Annotated in this window: 13 protein-coding genes and 1 tRNA gene; 13 read left to right on the top strand and 1 reads right to left on the bottom strand. The window is 41.8% G+C overall.

Translation table 11 applies throughout. From position 1 onward, the window contains the following. Positions 1–4 precede the first annotated feature (4 nt). Complete coding sequence (locus tag EWU21_RS00220) at positions 5–799, bottom strand: Rossmann-fold NAD(P)-binding domain-containing protein (RefSeq protein ID WP_130894779.1); 795 nt, start codon at positions 797–799, stop codon at positions 5–7. Positions 800–849: 50 nt separating this feature from the next. Here EWU21_RS00220 and EWU21_RS00215 point away from each other — a divergent pair, with 50 nt between their 5' ends. The 13 genes from EWU21_RS00215 (at position 850) to EWU21_RS00155 (ending at position 16,353) form a co-directional block, all read left to right on the top strand. Next, the gene (locus EWU21_RS00215; RefSeq protein ID WP_130894778.1) at positions 850–2,076 is read left to right on the top strand and encodes a metallophosphoesterase; all 1,227 of its coding nucleotides are present in this window, start codon (positions 850–852) and stop codon (positions 2,074–2,076) included. Between the two features lie 234 nt (positions 2,077–2,310). Continuing rightward, a tRNA-Cys gene (locus tag EWU21_RS00210) sits at positions 2,311–2,381 on the top strand. A 217-nt stretch (positions 2,382–2,598) separates the two neighbouring features. After that, on the top strand, positions 2,599–3,807 hold the full coding sequence (locus EWU21_RS00205; protein WP_236633152.1) for a cytochrome c3 family protein: 1,209 nt from the start codon (positions 2,599–2,601) through the stop codon (positions 3,805–3,807). Between the two features lie 45 nt (positions 3,808–3,852). Then, complete coding sequence (locus EWU21_RS00200) at positions 3,853–6,900, top strand: TAT-variant-translocated molybdopterin oxidoreductase (RefSeq protein ID WP_130894776.1); 3,048 nt, start codon at positions 3,853–3,855, stop codon at positions 6,898–6,900. A gap of 30 nt (positions 6,901–6,930) precedes the next feature. Then, positions 6,931–8,331, top strand: a complete 1,401-nt coding sequence (gene nrfD, locus EWU21_RS00195) for an NrfD/PsrC family molybdoenzyme membrane anchor subunit (protein ID WP_130894775.1) — start codon at positions 6,931–6,933, stop codon at positions 8,329–8,331. 33 nt (positions 8,332–8,364) lie between these two features. Beyond that, positions 8,365–8,883: a DUF3341 domain-containing protein gene (locus EWU21_RS00190; RefSeq protein WP_130894774.1), complete on the top strand. Its 519-nt coding sequence runs from the start codon at positions 8,365–8,367 to the stop codon at positions 8,881–8,883. Positions 8,884–8,908: 25 nt separating this feature from the next. Continuing rightward, a complete protein-coding gene (locus EWU21_RS00185) occupies positions 8,909–9,517 on the top strand; it encodes a c-type cytochrome (RefSeq protein WP_130894773.1) in 609 nt (202 codons plus the stop codon). A gap of 34 nt (positions 9,518–9,551) precedes the next feature. Next, complete coding sequence (locus EWU21_RS00180; RefSeq protein ID WP_130894772.1) at positions 9,552–10,913, top strand: quinol:cytochrome C oxidoreductase; 1,362 nt, start codon at positions 9,552–9,554, stop codon at positions 10,911–10,913. Positions 10,914–10,941: 28 nt separating this feature from the next. Continuing rightward, positions 10,942–12,036 (top strand): cytochrome c oxidase subunit II, encoded by a 1,095-nt coding sequence (locus EWU21_RS00175; RefSeq protein ID WP_130894771.1) that lies wholly within the window; start codon positions 10,942–10,944, stop codon positions 12,034–12,036. 31 nt (positions 12,037–12,067) lie between these two features. After that, positions 12,068–13,960, top strand: coding sequence for a cytochrome c oxidase subunit I (locus EWU21_RS00170; protein ID WP_130894770.1), 1,893 nt, complete (start codon positions 12,068–12,070; stop codon positions 13,958–13,960). A gap of 68 nt (positions 13,961–14,028) precedes the next feature. Beyond that, positions 14,029–14,922, top strand: a complete 894-nt coding sequence (locus EWU21_RS00165; RefSeq protein WP_161566452.1) for a COX15/CtaA family protein — start codon at positions 14,029–14,031, stop codon at positions 14,920–14,922. Further along, complete coding sequence (cyoE, locus tag EWU21_RS00160; RefSeq protein ID WP_130894768.1) at positions 14,923–15,771, top strand: heme o synthase; 849 nt, start codon at positions 14,923–14,925, stop codon at positions 15,769–15,771. It abuts the gene before it with no gap. 3 nt (positions 15,772–15,774) lie between these two features. Beyond that, a complete protein-coding gene (locus tag EWU21_RS00155) occupies positions 15,775–16,353 on the top strand; it encodes a cytochrome c oxidase subunit 3 (protein ID WP_130894767.1) in 579 nt (192 codons plus the stop codon). Positions 16,354–16,356 lie beyond the last annotated feature (3 nt).

Here is a 16,356-nt window from a genome sequence, read left to right as displayed (position 1 = left end):
AATATTATAAAGGAAATTCCAAAGGATCTGGCCACCTGAATTCATAATTCAATTCGTCGCAGATTTTATCGCCCGAAACTATTTTGCCCCCTAAACAAGAAATGGAATAATCCCAATAGCCGGCTGGCATTCCGCGACGTTCAATGTCGTTTTCGCCTACTTCTCCTTTCGTCGGATGAATAGGAGCCACTATGTTGTAAATACCTGAATCAATTTTCTCTGCGGCTAGGGCAATTAAAGCTACCACATCATCTTTGTGCACATAATTGATCGGGCAATTTGCGCCGTCATTGCGTTTGCCAGAGAAATATTTGGCTACGTAGCGATCTCCACCCATAAGGCCTGCTAGACGCAAGATGACAGATGGGATTTTCGAGGAGGAGACGATGGCTTCGGCTTTGGCCATTAACGAATCTTCATTGATTCCCGACTCTTCATCGACTGTATCAGACACGTTTGAGTAGACCGAAGTCGATGAAAGGAAAATGAGCTTCTTAGCTGACCCTACTGGCAAATTATCTACCCAATCTTGCAAAATTGCGAGATAGGTTTCTTCTGCATTTTTCTTGCGGCGTGGAGGAATGGCCCAAATTTGGACCTCTGAATCATTTATGGCAGACCAATTTTCTGCTGGCATGTCGGGTTCTGCTCTGAAATCCAAGACCTTGATCTTCGGATGAGCGGCTTGCTGATGAACACTGGAAGCTGAAACACGCACATCGAAGTCCGCTAAAGCCAGTTTAAATGCCAATGGTGCGCCTACCCAACCGCCCCCGTAAATACTTATCGTCTTTTTCATGTAATTTTGCACCTTTGGAACAATTGAATCGCAAAGATAGTTTAAGTGCTATGAATAAAATGTTTTTTGTGCCTTTTATCAGTATTGTGTTAATCGCGTTAGACTATTACGTTTGGATGGCGGTCAAAACCGCTTTTCGAAATGCTAAACATAGCCTGCAAAACACGGCAAAATATACCTTTTGGGGATTTACCATCTTCATTTTACTCGGTATTATTTCGTACAATGCCCTTCCATTACACGCTTGGAAAAATGAAATTCGGATCACCTTTATGGCGATCGTGATGATATCGGTTATCACTAAACTGTTTATTATTATCTTCTTATTGTTAGAAGATATCACCCGTTTCTTCCGTTGGGGGACAAAAAAAGTATTAAAGAAAGACCCTAGCGCCATCAGTCGTCACGAGTTCTTGTCCCAAGCGGCTTTGGCGGTGGGAGCGGTGCCTGCGGCGACCTTTGCCTTTGGCATTATTTCAGGCGCCCACGACTATACAGTGGAACACATTCCGCTAAAAATCAAAGGTTTGCCCTCTGCCTTTAAGGGTCTTAAAATTGCCCAAATTTCCGATATCCATACGGGGTCATTCTTCAATAAAACCGCCGTTAAAGGGGGTGTGGAGATGCTAATGCGCGAAAAAGCGGATGTGGTTTTCTTCACAGGGGACTTAGTCAATAATGAGTCCAAAGAGGTACAGAACTACTTCGACGTGTTCAATAAGGTCAAAGCTCCCTTAGGCGTTTTCAGTACCTTAGGGAATCACGACTACGGAGATTACGTGCGATGGAATAGCCCGGCAGCGAAAAAACAAAACTTACAAGACCTTATGAAAGCCCATGAATTGATGGGCTGGGATCTCTTGATGGACGAACATCGTTTCCTAGAAGAATCAGGCGAAAAATTAGCCATCATTGGTGTCCAAAACATCGGATTAGGCCGTTTCCCTTGGTATGGCAACTTAGAGAAAGCGCACAAAGGAACAGAAGAGGCTTCGGCCAAACTCCTTTTATCGCATGACCCGACCCATTGGAATGCGGAAGTAACAAAGAAATATAAAGACATCGATGTGGCTTTTGCGGGCCATACACACGGCACACAATTTGGTGTTAAAATCGCCGAAATGCGCTGGTCTCCAGCTCAATATGTCTACAAACAATGGGCTGGCTTGTACCAAGAAGGAGAACAACAAATCTACGTGAATCGCGGATACGGCTATTTAGGGTATCCAGGTAGAGTGGGGATGCCGCCGGAAATATCAGTGTTTACGTTGGGGTAGTCGATAGTCGCTAGTCACTAGTCGATAGTCGATAGTCGATAGTCACAAGTCGCTAGTCGCTAGTCACTAGTCGATAGTCGATAGTCACAAGTCGATAGTGAATAGTTAAAATAGCCAAAGCTTGCTGACATTTTTACCAGGGCTATCGACTATCGACTAGCAACTAGCGACTAATTTTTCATCTGCCGCCTTGCCTTTGTCTAAAAAAAAGCTAAATTTGCATCCCAATTAATTGGTTTCGTGGCCGAGTGGCTAGGCAGAGGTCTGCAAAACCTTCTACAGCGGTTCGAATCCGCTCGAAACCTCTAAAAACCTTCCAAACCGGAAGGTTTTTTTATGCCCATACACTAGATACAATTTTATCTAAAAATAATTCAATTAATGTCCTGAAGCGTTATTTTGAAAAATTCTAAATAATAAATCCGATTAAAAAAATACAAAAATTGAATAGAGAATTAATTGTTTCCTAAAAAATCGAATTGTAGTTTTGCGGACTGAATTAATATGAGAAAATCTATATTTATGTGTTGCAAAAAATTAACTCTCGTTAAGTTTCTATTTTCCTTCTTATTCTTAATTGCTTCAACGACAGCAATGCTCGCACAGGATGCAGCAGAAGGCGAAACACTATTTAAAAACAACTGTGCGGCTTGTCACGCATCCACTGATGAAGTTTTGGTAGGACCTGGTTTAAAGGGAATTAGCGAGCGTCGTCCGATCGAATGGATCGTTAAATGGGTACACAATCCACAAGCAGTAATCGCTTCAGGAGACAAGTACGCAAATGACTTGTACAATAAGTTTAATAAGGCTGCGATGACACCTTATCCAAACTTCTCAGAGGCGCAAATCAAAGGAATTATCGCATACATCGATGCTTCTAATGCAGCTCCAGCGGCTCCGGCAGCAGGTGCAGCTCCAGCAGCAGGTGCGGCGGCTCCGGCGGCTCAATCGTCTGGAGGAATGATGGAAGTGCTATTAGTAGGCTTATTGATCATTATGGTCATCGTATTAATCGCCTTACTTTCGATCGTTAATTCATTAAGCAAATTATCGAAGGCAGCTGAAGCAGATCCAAGCAAGTCTTTTTTCGAAAGAGTATCGGAGAATGCTAAGTCTTTAGCAGCTAATTCTGCGGTAAAGACAGGAATAATTGTTTTGGTCTTATTATTAGGTGGTAAAGCAACGATTGACGCAGCCTATGGTGTAGGTATCCACCAAGGATATGCACCAGAGCAACCGATTAAATTTTCGCACAAATTACACGCAGGTCAATACCAAATCAACTGTAACTATTGCCACACAGGTGTTTACGAAGGCAAAGGAGCTAACGTTCCATCGGCAAATATTTGTATGAACTGCCATAATGCGATCAAGCGTGAGTCTCCAGAGATTCAAAAAATCTACAAAGCGTTAGAAAAAGACGAACCTATCCAATGGGTGCGTGTACACAACTTACCTGATTTGGCCTACTTCAACCACTCACAACACACAAACGTAGGTGGCTTAGAATGTAAAAACTGCCACGGTGAGATCGAAAAAATGGAAGTAGTAGAGCAACGTTCTTCTTTAACGATGGGTTGGTGTATCGATTGCCACCGTCAAACAGACGTGAATGCAAAAGGTAACGCTTACTACGACAAATTAGTAGAGGTTCACAACAAGGACAGCAAAACTCCTTTGAAAGTGCAAAACATCGGTGGCTTAGAATGCTCTAAGTGTCACTATTAATAGAAATAAAATAGATTCAATTTTAGTCTGAATAAGAAAGATTATATGGAAAATTCGAACAAGAGGTATTGGAAAGGGATTGAGGAGTTAACCAATGAGCCATCGTTTGTCAAAAATATCCACAATGAGTTTGGCAATATGCCATCTGAAACGGATGCTAAAGGAGATTCTTTAGTAGATGGAGCAGGGACTCATCGTCGTGATTTTCTAAAGATGTTAGGTTTTGGAGTAGCGGCTGTTTCTTTAGCAGCTTGCGAGTCTCCGGTAAAGAATACCATTCCTTACTTGAACAAACCTGAAGATGTAGAGCCTACAATCGCTAACTGGTACGCGTCTACTTACACAGACGGAGGCGACTATGCTTCTATCTTAGTAAAGACACGTGAAGGTCGTCCGATCAAAATCGAAGGAAACAAATCATCGTCTATCTCGAAAGGTGTTCTTTCAGGTCGTGCGCATGCCTCTGTTTTGAGTCTATATGATAATGAAAAATTAAAAGGCCCTCAAGCTGCTGGCAAAGCAACGGATTGGACGTCTTTAGATAAAGATTTCACTGCGAAATTAGCTGAGGTGGCTGCCAAAGGTGGTCAAATCCGCATCGTTTCTAATACCATCCTTTCTCCTACTACGAAGAAAGTGATTGCAGATTTCGCAGCGAAATACCCAACAACACAACATATTACGTATGACGCAAACCCAGCTTATGGTTTAACACAAGCACACGGTGGCGTTTTACCTAACATTGATTTCAGCCAAGCAAAAACAATTGTTTCTGTAGGTGCTGATTTCTTAGGTTCTTGGATTGCTCCTACTGAATTTGCTGCACAATGGGCGATCACTCGCCGTGTTAGCTCTGAAAAAGGAGGCAAAAAAGATATGTCTCGTCACTACCAATTCGAGACCATCCTTTCGAATACAGGTGCGAATGCAGATTACCGTGCATCTTACAAACCATCACAAGAAGGTTTAGTAGCGGTTGCCTTATACAACGCGGTGGCTAAATTAACTGGAGCTGCGACTATCGCAGGTGCATCGGTTAAAGTAGATCACTTAGAGAAAGCAGCGAAGGATTTAGTCGCTTCTAAAGGAGCTTCTATCATCGTAGCAGGTTCGAATGACCCAGAGGTTCAAAAAATTATTGCTGCTACAAACGCTTTAGTAGGCGCTTATGGCACAACGATCAATACTGGCTTAGCTGTTAACTACCGTCAAGGTAACGACATGGCAATGGCTAACTTCATTAAAGAAGCAGGTGCGGGTTCAATCGCAGCCGTTATCTTCTACAATGCAAACCCAGTCTACAACCACCCAATGGGTGCCGCTCTAGCAGCTGCTCTTCCGAAAGTTGGTTTAAGCTTAGCAACAAACGATCGCGCTGATGAAACGGCTTCCTTATGTCAATTCATCGCACCAGATTCACACTTCTTAGAATCATGGAATGATGCAGAGCCTAAAGCTGGTTTCTATTCCTTAACACAACCTACGATCTCTACGATATTCAAAACACGTCAAGCACAATCAAGTTTCTTAACTTGGGCAGGTTTGTCAGCTGATTTTGCAGCCTACTTAGAGAGCAACTGGGAGAAAAACATCTTAAAAGGTGGTAAAGTAGCTTGGAACAATGCATTACACGATGGTGTATTTGAACCAACGACTGCTACTGTTTCTTCTGCTAGCCCATCCGTTGATGTGAATGCATCGGCTGCTGCGATTAGCAAAGCATATACGGCTTCTTCTACTGGTTTAGAGATTACAGTTTATGAAAAAGTAGGTTTAGGTACAGGTTCTCAAGCAAACAACCCTTGGTTGCAAGAATTCCCTGAGCCAGTTTCTAAAGCATGTTGGGACAATTATGCGGCTATTTCGCAACCAACTGCGACTAAATTAAAATTAAAGCAAGGTGATGTAGTGGAAGTAAGCGCGAAAGGATACAAAGTATCTCTTCCTGTTTTAGTTCAACCAGGCCAAGCTCAAGATACCATCGCTATTGCCATCGGTTACGGTCGCACAAAGGCAGGTAAGTCTGCTGACGGTGTGGGTGTGAACGCTTATCCATTCATTTCTGAAATCAATGGAGCCTGTGTAGGAACTTGTACACAAGGTGTTTCTATCACAGCAACGGGCGACACAAAAGATATCGCTCAAACGCAAACGCACCAAACGGTGATGGCACGTCAAGCAGTCGTTCAAGAAACGGTGTTAGCTGACTTTGCGAAAGATGCAAAAGCAGGAAGCTTCACTCCTCGCGTGAAAACGTCAGAAGGAGAAAAAGATGCGACTGATTTAACGCTTTGGAACGGTCACGAATACAATAACCACGCGTGGGGTATGGTGATCGATTTAAATACCTGTACAGGATGTTCTGCTTGTGTGGTTTCATGTAATGCAGAAAACAACGTTCCTGTCGTAGGTCGTCAAGAAGTAATTAACCGTCGTGAGATGCACTGGATGCGTATCGACCGTTATTACTCATCTGACGCTGAGGTAGAAGATTTGAAAGGTTTAGAAATTGCGTCTGATAATCCAGAGGTAGTTTTCCAACCGATGTTATGCCAGCACTGTAACAACGCTCCTTGCGAGACGGTTTGTCCAGTATTAGCAACGACTCACTCGACTGAGGGTCTAAACCAAATGACGTATAACCGTTGTATTGGTACACGTTATTGCGCAAATAACTGTCCATACAAAGTGCGTCGTTTCAACTGGTTCCGTTACTTCCAAACAGATGACTTCGATTTCAACTTCAACAACGATTTAGGACGTATGGTCATCAACCCAGACGTAACCGTTCGTTCTCGTGGAGTGATGGAAAAATGCTCGATGTGCGTTCAACGTATTCAAGCTGGTAAGTTAGAAGCGAAGAAAGAGAAACGCCGTCCAGTAGATGGAGAAATTCAAGTAGCTTGTGCTCAATCTTGCCCTACAAACGCGATTACTTTTGGAGATATGAACGATCCAGCATCTGAGATCTCTAAATTATTATTAGTAGAGAAAGAAGGACGTGCTTACCACGTAATCGAAGAGATTAACGTGAAGCCTAATATTTCTTACTTGAAGAAAGTTCGTAACAAGGATGCTAAGAAAGAAGCATAATTTTTTAATCGTAAAACAGTAAATAAAAATATGTCGCACGTTGTATCACCCATAAGAGAGAAACTAGTTACTGGTGGAAAATCTTATTCCGATGTTACCCACGATATTTGTAAGCAAGTAGAGGGAGAACCTACGAAAGAATGGAAAATTGCATTCGGGATCTCTGTCCTTGTATTCATGTATGGTGCTTATTGCCTTTTCTACACTTGGTGGCAAGGTATTGGCGTTTGGGGATTAAATAAGACCGTAGGTTGGGCTTGGGATATCACTAACTTCGTTTGGTGGGTTGGTATCGGTCACGCGGGTACCTTGATTTCTGCCGTATTATTATTATTCCGTCAAAAATGGAGAACTTCCATCAACCGCTCAGCGGAAGCGATGACGATCTTTGCCGTACTTTGTGCTGCATCGTTCATCTTAGCGCACATGGGTCGTCCTTGGTTAGCTCACTGGGCTTTACCACTTCCTAATGCTTTCGGTTCACTTTGGGTTAACTTTAACTCTCCGTTAGTTTGGGACGTTTTTGCGATCTCTACGTATTTATCCGTTTCTTTATTGTTCTGGTATATGGGTCTTGTGCCGGATTTGGCAACGATTCGTGACCGTGCGACGACTGCAGGTCGTAAGTTTTGGTATGGTTTCTTCAGCTTAGGATGGACTGGTTCTTCTAAGACTTGGGCACGTTATGAATACATGTCATTAATCTTAGCCGGTATCTCTACTCCTCTTGTACTTTCTGTACACACGATTGTATCGATGGACTTTGCAACGTCTGTTATCCCAGGATGGCACACAACAATCTTCCCTCCGTATTTCGTGGCAGGTGCGATCTTCTCTGGTTTCGCGATGGTACAAACGCTATTGTTAATCACACGTGTGGTTTTCAAATTAGAGGACTATATCACGATTGAGCATATCGAAATGATGAACATCGTTATCACGGTAACGGGTTCCGTAGTAGGTATCGCTTATTTAACTGAATTCTTCATTGCTTGGTACTCAGGTGTGGAATATGAAAGCTATGCCTTCATTAACCGTGCAACGGGTCCATATTGGTGGGCTTATTGGATGATGATGACATGTAACGTAATCTCTCCACAATTGTTCTGGTCTAAAGCGATCCGTACGAACTTGATGGTTTCTTTCTTCTTATCTATCGTGGTAAACGTAGGTATGTGGTTTGAGCGTTTCGTAATTATCGTGACGTCTTTACACCGCGACTACTTACCCTCATCTTGGGCGATGTTCTCTCCTACAATGTATGATATCGGTGATTACATCTTCTCATTCGGTTTATTCTTTACGTTATTCTTCTTGTTCGCTAAATACTTACCAGTAGTAAATATGGCGGAGGTTAAGTCCGTAATGAAAGGCGTTTCGACAGAATTTACGATCAAACGAATCAAGCCAACTAAAAAAACAGAAGAGTAATTTTCTATTAAGCAAATTCGAAATTAAAACAATATGAGTTCGACAACTAACTACATTTTGGGAGTATACGATGATGAGGATGAGGTTTTACACGCTGTAGGCGAAGTAAAAGCGAAAGGAATCAAAGTAGAAGATGTATATTCTCCATTTCCAATTCACGGATTAGACGTAGCCGTAGGACATGAGCGTACACGTTTACCTATCGCTGCCTTTATGTTCGGTACTTTAGGAATGATCTGTGCCTTTTCATTGATTAGCTACACGATGGTATTCGATTGGCCTATGATCATTGGTGGTAAGGATTTCTTTGCACTGCCTAACTGGATTCCGATCGCCTTTGAAGGAACGGTGTTATTCACGGCTTTTGGCCTTGTATCCACTTTCTGTATCTCGAATGATTTATGGCCAGGTAACAAGACTCTTCCATTAGATATCCGTACGACAGATGATAAATTCGTTATGGCTATCAATTTGGATAAAAACAAAGTTAGTGCTGATGATATCAAGAAAGCCTTGAAAGAGTCTGGAGCAATCGAAGTAAATGTTAAATAATTAAACGAATAATTCTCAAGAAGATATGTTCAATTCAATTCATAAATTCACTTTAGTAGTCGGCCTAACAGCAGGGCTATTATCTTGTGGAGATGACCATAATGATACAGGTACAGAGTTTGCGCCTAATATGTACAATTCAGTAGGTTACGAACCAATGACCCAACTGCAAGGTGATACGAATAAAATCAACCCTTACGGGATGAATATGCGTTTACCGGTAGCAGGCACGGTTTCTCGTAAAAAATATACAGGTGCTGATAGCATTCAACAAGCGTTCTTAGCGCAAGAATTATTGGCAAAAACAGTCCCTAACGACAGTTTATCCTACTCTGCGGCCTTGTTAAAAAACCCATTAGCTGCCACTCCAGAGAATATCGAAGCAGGTAAATTACAATATGAGCGTTTCTGCCAACACTGCCATGGTGAAGGAGGAAAAGGCGACGGTTTAGTAGCCAAACAATACAAAGGTGTTCCTGTTTACTCAAGCGATGCCTTGAAAGACGTAAACGATGGACATATTTACCACGTTATTACGCACGGTAAAGGCCGTATGTGGCCACATGGCTCACAGATTTCCTCAGAGAATCGTTGGAAAATCGTACTTTATGTACATGAGTTACAAAAACAATAAGATCAAATTCATTTAAATTAAAATAGAGAACAAGATGGCGGGACATTCACATTTTTCCCCAGCAAACGTAGAGGAGCATTTTGAGTTCAATTCTGAAGGAAAAAAGCGAATCATATATGCTTTCATTGCAGGCGTTGTTGCTTTAGTTATTGGAATTTACCTTTTATCTAAAGGAGAAGCAGGTGGTCACGAAGTAGCAGCAGCAGGACATGAGGCAGCGAAAGCAGGACACGAAGCAGCGGCAGAGCACCTTTCAGGTGGCGCAGTTTCACACCAACCAGAAGCGGAAGAGCACTACAATTGGATGAATCGCGTTTGGGCGAACGTTTGGTTGAATGCTGTATTCTTTACAGGTATTGCTGTAGTAGGAATGTTCTTCGTTTCTTTACAATACTTAACTAAGTCAGGTTGGTCATCAGTGATGAAGCGTGTACCTGAGGCTTTCCCTAAGTTCTTATATATCTCCTTACCTATCTTGATCTTAACTTTCTTCTTCAAAGGAGATGTTATTTTCCACTGGATGCACCATGGTGTAACAGAAGTAGGAAGTGCTAATTATGACAAAATCATTGCTGGCAAGTCTGGTTACTTGAACAAAAACTTCTTCTTAATTCGTTTAGTTGTATTTGGCGGATTGTGGATCCTTCTTTGGAACATGTTACGCAAAAAATCATTAGAAGAGGATTTGAATGGCGGAACTGAATACTTCACCCAATTAGTTAAAATCGGTACAGCGTTCATCGTGATCTTCGGCGCGTCTAGCTCGATCTTCGCTTGGGACTGGGTAATGTCAATTGATACCCACTGGTTCTCAACGATGTTCGGTTGGTATATGTTCTCCTCCTGGCACGTGACAACCTATGCGGTGATCGTTTTGACGATTTTATTCTTAAAGGATAAAGGCCTAATGGGCTATGTAAATGAAAACCATTTACATGATTTAGGTAAGTTCATGTTTGCTTTCTCAATCTTCTGGACCTATGTATGGTTTGAGCAATTCTTATTGATTTACTATGCTAACTTACCGGAAGAAACCATTTATTTCTTAGAGCGTTGGGAAGGATATGATAAACTTTATAAAAGCTCAGAAATTTTAATGGTAATCCTAAACTTCTTGCTACCCTTCTTAGTTCTAATGACACGTGATGCAAAGAGAACACGTATCTTCTTGAAGATCGCTGCTTTCTTAATTATCGCTGGTCACTATATAGATTTCTACCAAATGATTATGCCAGGTGTTGTAGGTAAACATGGCGGTTACGGTTTAGTAGAATTTGGAATGGTTACTGTTTTTGCTTCAGCGTTTATTTATGTTATCTCTGGAGAATTAACAAAAGCTAGTTTAGTGGCGAAAAACCACCCGTTCTTGCCAGAAGCATTACACCACGATATTTAATTTTTGAACTTGTCTTAAAATAACGATTATGTTTTACCTAATAGGTCTTTTATCAGTTATCTTCTTTGCTCTTGCGATTAACGTCATCAGCAAAAGTATTAAGTTGAATAAGTCTTTAGCTGCAAACGAGAATACAGGAGAAGCTTTAGATTCAAGCAACAATGCAAATGCCTACGGAATGATAATTTTCTGGGCGTTGGGTACCATTGCGGGAGTTTGGTCATTTATGGTTGCAAAACCAGATTTCTTACCTATTGCAGCATCTGAACACGGTTTAAGAACAGATAGTATGTTCTGGATATCTATGGCTGTAGTTACGTTTGCTTTCTTTGCAACAAACACGTTGTTGTTATTCTTCGCATTCAAATACCGCTACAATAAGGACAGAAAGGCTACATTCTATCCAGTCAACCACAAATTAGAATTAATTTGGACGGTTATTCCTGCGATCGTCATGGCAATCTTAGTATTCACGGGTTGGAGAACTTGGAGAGATATCACCTCTCAAGCGCCAAGCGATGCGGTAGTAATTGAGATCACAGGTCACCAATTCGGATGGTATGTGCGTTATGCTGGTGTAGATGATAACCAATTAGGTAATTACAACTATAAATTGATCGACGAAACGAACAATATCGGTATCGATTTTACAGATAAGCACTCTTTTGACGACTTTACAGCTACAGAACTTCACCTTCCTAAAGGAAAGCCTGTGTTGTTAAAGATTCACGCACAAGACGTTTTACACTCGGTATACTTACCTTTCCACCGTGTGAAGATGGATGCGGTTCCAGGTATGCCTACTAAGTTCTGGTTCACGCCAAATATGTCAACTGACGAAATGCGCGCTAAATTAGGCAAGAAAGATTTCAACTATAAGTTAAACTGTACAGAAATTTGTGGCCGTGGTCACTTTGGTATGGCGATTACTGTTTTTGTAGACGAACCAGAGGATTATGCCAAATGGTGTGCAGAACAAAAGCCTTTCTTAGCTACGAACCCTACGTACTTAGCGAAAGTACCAGACAACTTAAAAGCAAAGGCTAGCAAGTATATTCCTGCTGAGCCAGTAGCGGTCGATAGTGCTGCGGCACCTGCGGCAGAAGCGGTAAGTGTAAACTAATTTAATTAAGAACAGAAGAAAATAAATTCATATGTCAACTGCAACATCACACGCTGAAGAAGTTCACACCCATGCACACGATCATGAGCATGAGCACCATGAGCTAAATTTTTGGACAAAGTACGTATTCTCTACGGACCACAAAACGATCGCTAAGCAATACTTGATCTCAGGTATTATCTGGGCGTTCATTGGTGGATCCTTATCAATCATCTTCCGTTTGCAATTAGGTTTCCCTGAAATGCAATTAGATTGGTTACGCCCTATCTTAGGAGAGTGGATCGATGAAGGTGGTAAATTAGATAAAGAGTTTTATTTAGCCCTCGTTACCATGCACGGTACCATCATGGTATTCTTTGTATTGACAGCGGGTCTTTCTGGAACGTTCTCTAACTTCTTAATTCCATTGCAAATTGGAGCGAGAGACATGGCCTCAGGATTCATTAATATGTTATCCTACTGGTTCTTCTTCTTATCGTCTGCCATTATGTTCTCGTCATTATTTATCGAGACGGGTCCTGCATCAGGTGGTTGGGTAATTTATCCTCCATTATCTGCTTTACCACAGGCTATGCCAGGTTCTGGTTTAGGTATGACTTTGTGGTTAACGGCCATGACTTTCTTTATTGTATCTTCTTTAATGGGAGGTATTAACTACATCTGTACGGTCATTAACTTACGTACACGTGGTATGACGTTTACAAAGATGCCATTGACTATTTGGTCATTCTTCTTTACAGCGATCTTAGGTTTATTATCATTCCCAGTATTATTATCTGCGGCTTTATTATTAATCTTTGACCGTTCATTCGGAACATCGTTCTACTTATCAGAGATCTACATTCAGGGACAAGCTTTACCTAACATGGGAGGTTCACCTATCTTGTACCAACACTTGTTCTGGTTCCTAGGTCACCCTGAGGTATACATCGTATTATTACCTGCTTTAGGTATGACTTCTGAGATCATTGCAACGAACTCTCGTAAGCCTATCTTCGGATACCGCGCGATGATCGGTTCTATGATGGGTATTACGGTTCTTGCGTTCATTGTATGGGCTCACCACATGTTCGTAACGGGTATGAATCCATTCTTAGGTTCGGTGTTTATGTTCTTAACCTTGATCATTGCGGTACCATCTGCAGTGAAAGCGTTCAACTACATTACGACACTTTGGAAAGGTAACTTGATCTTTACTCCAGCGATGTTGTTCTCTATCGGCCTTGTATCCTTATTCATCTCGGGTGGTGTGACTGGTATCATTTTAGGTAACTCTGCATTAGATATTAACTTACACGATACCTACTTCGTAGTGGCTCACTTCCACCTTGTAATGGGTGCAGCATCTTTCTTCGGTTTGATGGCAGGTGTTTACCACTGGTTCCCTAAGATGTTCGGTCGCATGATGAACAAAACGTTAGGTTATATTCACTTCTGGTTTACATTCGTGGGTGTGTACATGGTATTCTTCCCAATGCACTATATCGGTATCGCAGGTTTCCCTCGTCGTTACTACTCATTTACAGCGGTAGGAAATGATGGAGCAGCTGCCTTTACAGATATGAACGCATTCATCTCGATTGCAGCCATCATCACCTTTACGGCACAAGCGATCTTTGCTTGGAACTTCTTCTATTCGATCTTTAAAGGAAAGAAAGCTCCACAAAATCCTTGGAACTCGACTACTTTAGAGTGGACTACTCCAGTGAATCCGGGTCACGGGAACTGGGAAGGAGAAATTCCAGCAGTATACCGTTGGCCATATGATTACTCTAAGCCAGGTTCTGATGTAGACTTCATTCCACAAAACGTACCTTTCTCTGCAACGAAAAGCTCTAACCTTCCAGAAGAAGACGCTGAAATTGCAAAAGAAAAAGATATCGATGGTTTATTAGGCGCGCAAAACGAGAGTTATAACCGTTAATTAACCTAGACAATCAAAGATGCATCCGAATGAATCTCATTTAGATGCATCTTTTTTTTACCCCAAAAATGGCCTTTAGAAAATTCGCAATCCTATCACTCCTGAGCATTTATTTGCTCATCCTTGCCGGCGGAATCGTACGCAGCACAGGATCAGGAATGGGGTGCCCGGATTGGCCGAAATGTTTTGGACGTTTCATCCCTCCCACTAAAGTCGAGGAATTACCGCTACATTACGAAGTCATTTACCAAGATAAGCTACATGGCGAGGTGGAGTTTAATGCCACAAAGACATGGATTGAATACATCAATCGTTTGCTGGGTGCTTTGACCGGAATCATCGTTCTAATTACGACTGCCTTAGCCTATAAAGAAGGAAGAAAAGTGTTCTTGCCTACTTTGGCAAGTTTAGTATTAATCTTAGCGAACGCCGTATTAGGCAAATATGTGGTGGACTCGTTTCTACTACCGGGCGTTGTTACCGCCCACATGTTATTATCCATCGGAGTCATCTATTTTTTAATCAAAGCTTTAAACAATCATTCTTCATCAGAAGTTATACCTCTGAAGAATCGCCTATGGGTTGGGCTAAGTTTGCTTGTTGTTTTAGTCCAAATCATCTTAGGCACACAAGTGCGGGAGAACATGGATCACGTGATAAAAGCGTTGGGAGAAGGGGCTAAAGACCAATGGGTCGCTAACCTAGATTTCGGCTACATCATTCACAGAACGTTCTCTTGGGTGATCTTGATTTGCCACCTGGTCCTTTGGAAGAAATTAGCAGAAAGTTCGCTACAAAATTATAGAAAAGGCGTTTTAGTCTTAATCGGTATTTCCCTAGGAACCGGAATTTTGATGGCCTACTTCGCATTACCTTTAGGTAGCCAAGCAGTACATCTATTGATTTCATTGGTATTAATTGGCTGGCACATCAGCTCCTGGATACAAACTAAAAACGCCTAAATGTCGTCTATAAAACCTTATATCGCCCTTTTAAAATCGAGACTATCTATGACGGTAGCCTTTTCCGGGACGTTCGGGTATTTATTAGCGCCTATTGAACATAAACCACTGGGAATTTTCTTGATTTCTCTAGCTGGATTCGTCCTGACAGGAGCGGCAAACATCGTGAATCAATTAAAAGAGATTGAACTCGATAAGTTGATGAAGCGTACCGCGAAACGACCTTTACCTACGGAGACTTTAACGCCGGAGCAAGCCCGTAATTTCGGTTATGTTCTTGCCGTAGTCGCTTTAGCCCTATTGAGCTATTTCACCTGGAAAGCGGCCTTGATCGGCCTTATCTCCTATATCCTTTATGGCTATGTGTATACGCCGCTAAAGCGTGTGGGACCTATCTCCGTATTTGTAGGAGCTTTCCCGGGGGCTTTTCCTCCCATGATCGGATGGGTAGCTGCGACGGGACATTTCGGATGGGAACCGGGTATCTTGTTTGCGATTCAATTTTTCTGGCAGTTTCCACACTTCTGGGCGATTGCCTGGGTGGCGGATGCGGATTACCGCAAAGCTGGGTTCAAGATGTTACCTAATGATGGTAAGAAGGACATTAAAACGGCTTTCACCATCATGATTTATACGCTCTTTTTAGTGCCCTTGGGATTTGTGCCCTATTTATTGCACATTACTGGAATTCAATCTGCGATCATCACGGTGGTAGCGGGGATTCTGTTTTTATGCCAAACCTTTTACCTCATGATGCGCCCCACAGACAAGGCTGCTAAGTGGATGATGTTTGGCTCGTTTTTCTATTTAATCATCATACAAATTGCCTTATTATTTGATAAAGTTTAAATCATGAACGCACAACAAAATACCATCGAACCAGCTGAAACACGCTCGATTAATCCTAAAGTTTTCACGATGTGGTTATTTATCGTTTCCATCATCATGCTCTTTGCAGCTTTCACGTCTGCTTACTTAGTGCGCAAGGCCGAAGGTAACTGGGTTGAATTCCAAATGCCCAGTTTGTTCACCTACAGCACAGGCGTATTAATCTTGAGTAGCCTTTCCATGCATTACTCGCTATTAGCTGCAAAAAAAGACCAATTTAATGCACTTCGAATAAGTATTTCTATTACTTTTGTGCTCGGATTACTCTTTTTAGTAATGCAATTTTATGGTTGGATCCAATTAGTGGAGATGAACGTATTTTTTGTAGGTAATCCATCCGGTTCTTTTGTCTACGTTTTATCTGGTTTACACGGTTTACACCTTGTTTCAGGCCTAATCGTTCTAATTTTCGCCTTAGTGGCTGCCTTTAGATTGAAGATAAACGCGAAGCAATTGACCCAAATTAAGATTTGTGCCACGTATTGGCATTTTTTAGATGCATTGTGGCTTTATTTATTTGTATTTTTATTGATTAACAATTAAGCT

The sequence above is a fragment of the Aquirufa antheringensis genome, assembly GCF_004307425.1.
GTDB lineage: Bacteria > Bacteroidota > Bacteroidia > Cytophagales > Spirosomataceae > Aquirufa > Aquirufa antheringensis.
This window is presented reverse-complemented; position numbering and strand designations above follow the sequence as displayed.

Excerpts from the sequence above, each read along its gene's own strand:
- EWU21_RS00220 (WP_130894779.1), bottom strand. The coding sequence starts at position 799 with ATGAAAAAGACGATAAGTATTTACGGGGGCGGTTGGGTAGGCGCACCA.
- EWU21_RS00215 (WP_130894778.1), top strand. The coding sequence starts at position 850 with ATGAATAAAATGTTTTTTGTGCCTTTTATCAGTATTGTGTTAATCGCG.
- EWU21_RS00205 (WP_236633152.1), top strand. The coding sequence starts at position 2,599 with ATGTGTTGCAAAAAATTAACTCTCGTTAAGTTTCTATTTTCCTTCTTA.
- EWU21_RS00200 (WP_130894776.1), top strand. The coding sequence starts at position 3,853 with ATGGAAAATTCGAACAAGAGGTATTGGAAAGGGATTGAGGAGTTAACC.
- nrfD (WP_130894775.1), top strand. The coding sequence starts at position 6,931 with ATGTCGCACGTTGTATCACCCATAAGAGAGAAACTAGTTACTGGTGGA.
- EWU21_RS00190 (WP_130894774.1), top strand. The coding sequence starts at position 8,365 with ATGAGTTCGACAACTAACTACATTTTGGGAGTATACGATGATGAGGAT.
- EWU21_RS00185 (WP_130894773.1), top strand. The coding sequence starts at position 8,909 with ATGTTCAATTCAATTCATAAATTCACTTTAGTAGTCGGCCTAACAGCA.
- EWU21_RS00180 (WP_130894772.1), top strand. The coding sequence starts at position 9,552 with ATGGCGGGACATTCACATTTTTCCCCAGCAAACGTAGAGGAGCATTTT.
- EWU21_RS00175 (WP_130894771.1), top strand. The coding sequence starts at position 10,942 with ATGTTTTACCTAATAGGTCTTTTATCAGTTATCTTCTTTGCTCTTGCG.
- EWU21_RS00170 (WP_130894770.1), top strand. The coding sequence starts at position 12,068 with ATGTCAACTGCAACATCACACGCTGAAGAAGTTCACACCCATGCACAC.
- EWU21_RS00165 (WP_161566452.1), top strand. The coding sequence starts at position 14,029 with ATGGCCTTTAGAAAATTCGCAATCCTATCACTCCTGAGCATTTATTTG.
- cyoE (WP_130894768.1), top strand. The coding sequence starts at position 14,923 with ATGTCGTCTATAAAACCTTATATCGCCCTTTTAAAATCGAGACTATCT.
- EWU21_RS00155 (WP_130894767.1), top strand. The coding sequence starts at position 15,775 with ATGAACGCACAACAAAATACCATCGAACCAGCTGAAACACGCTCGATT.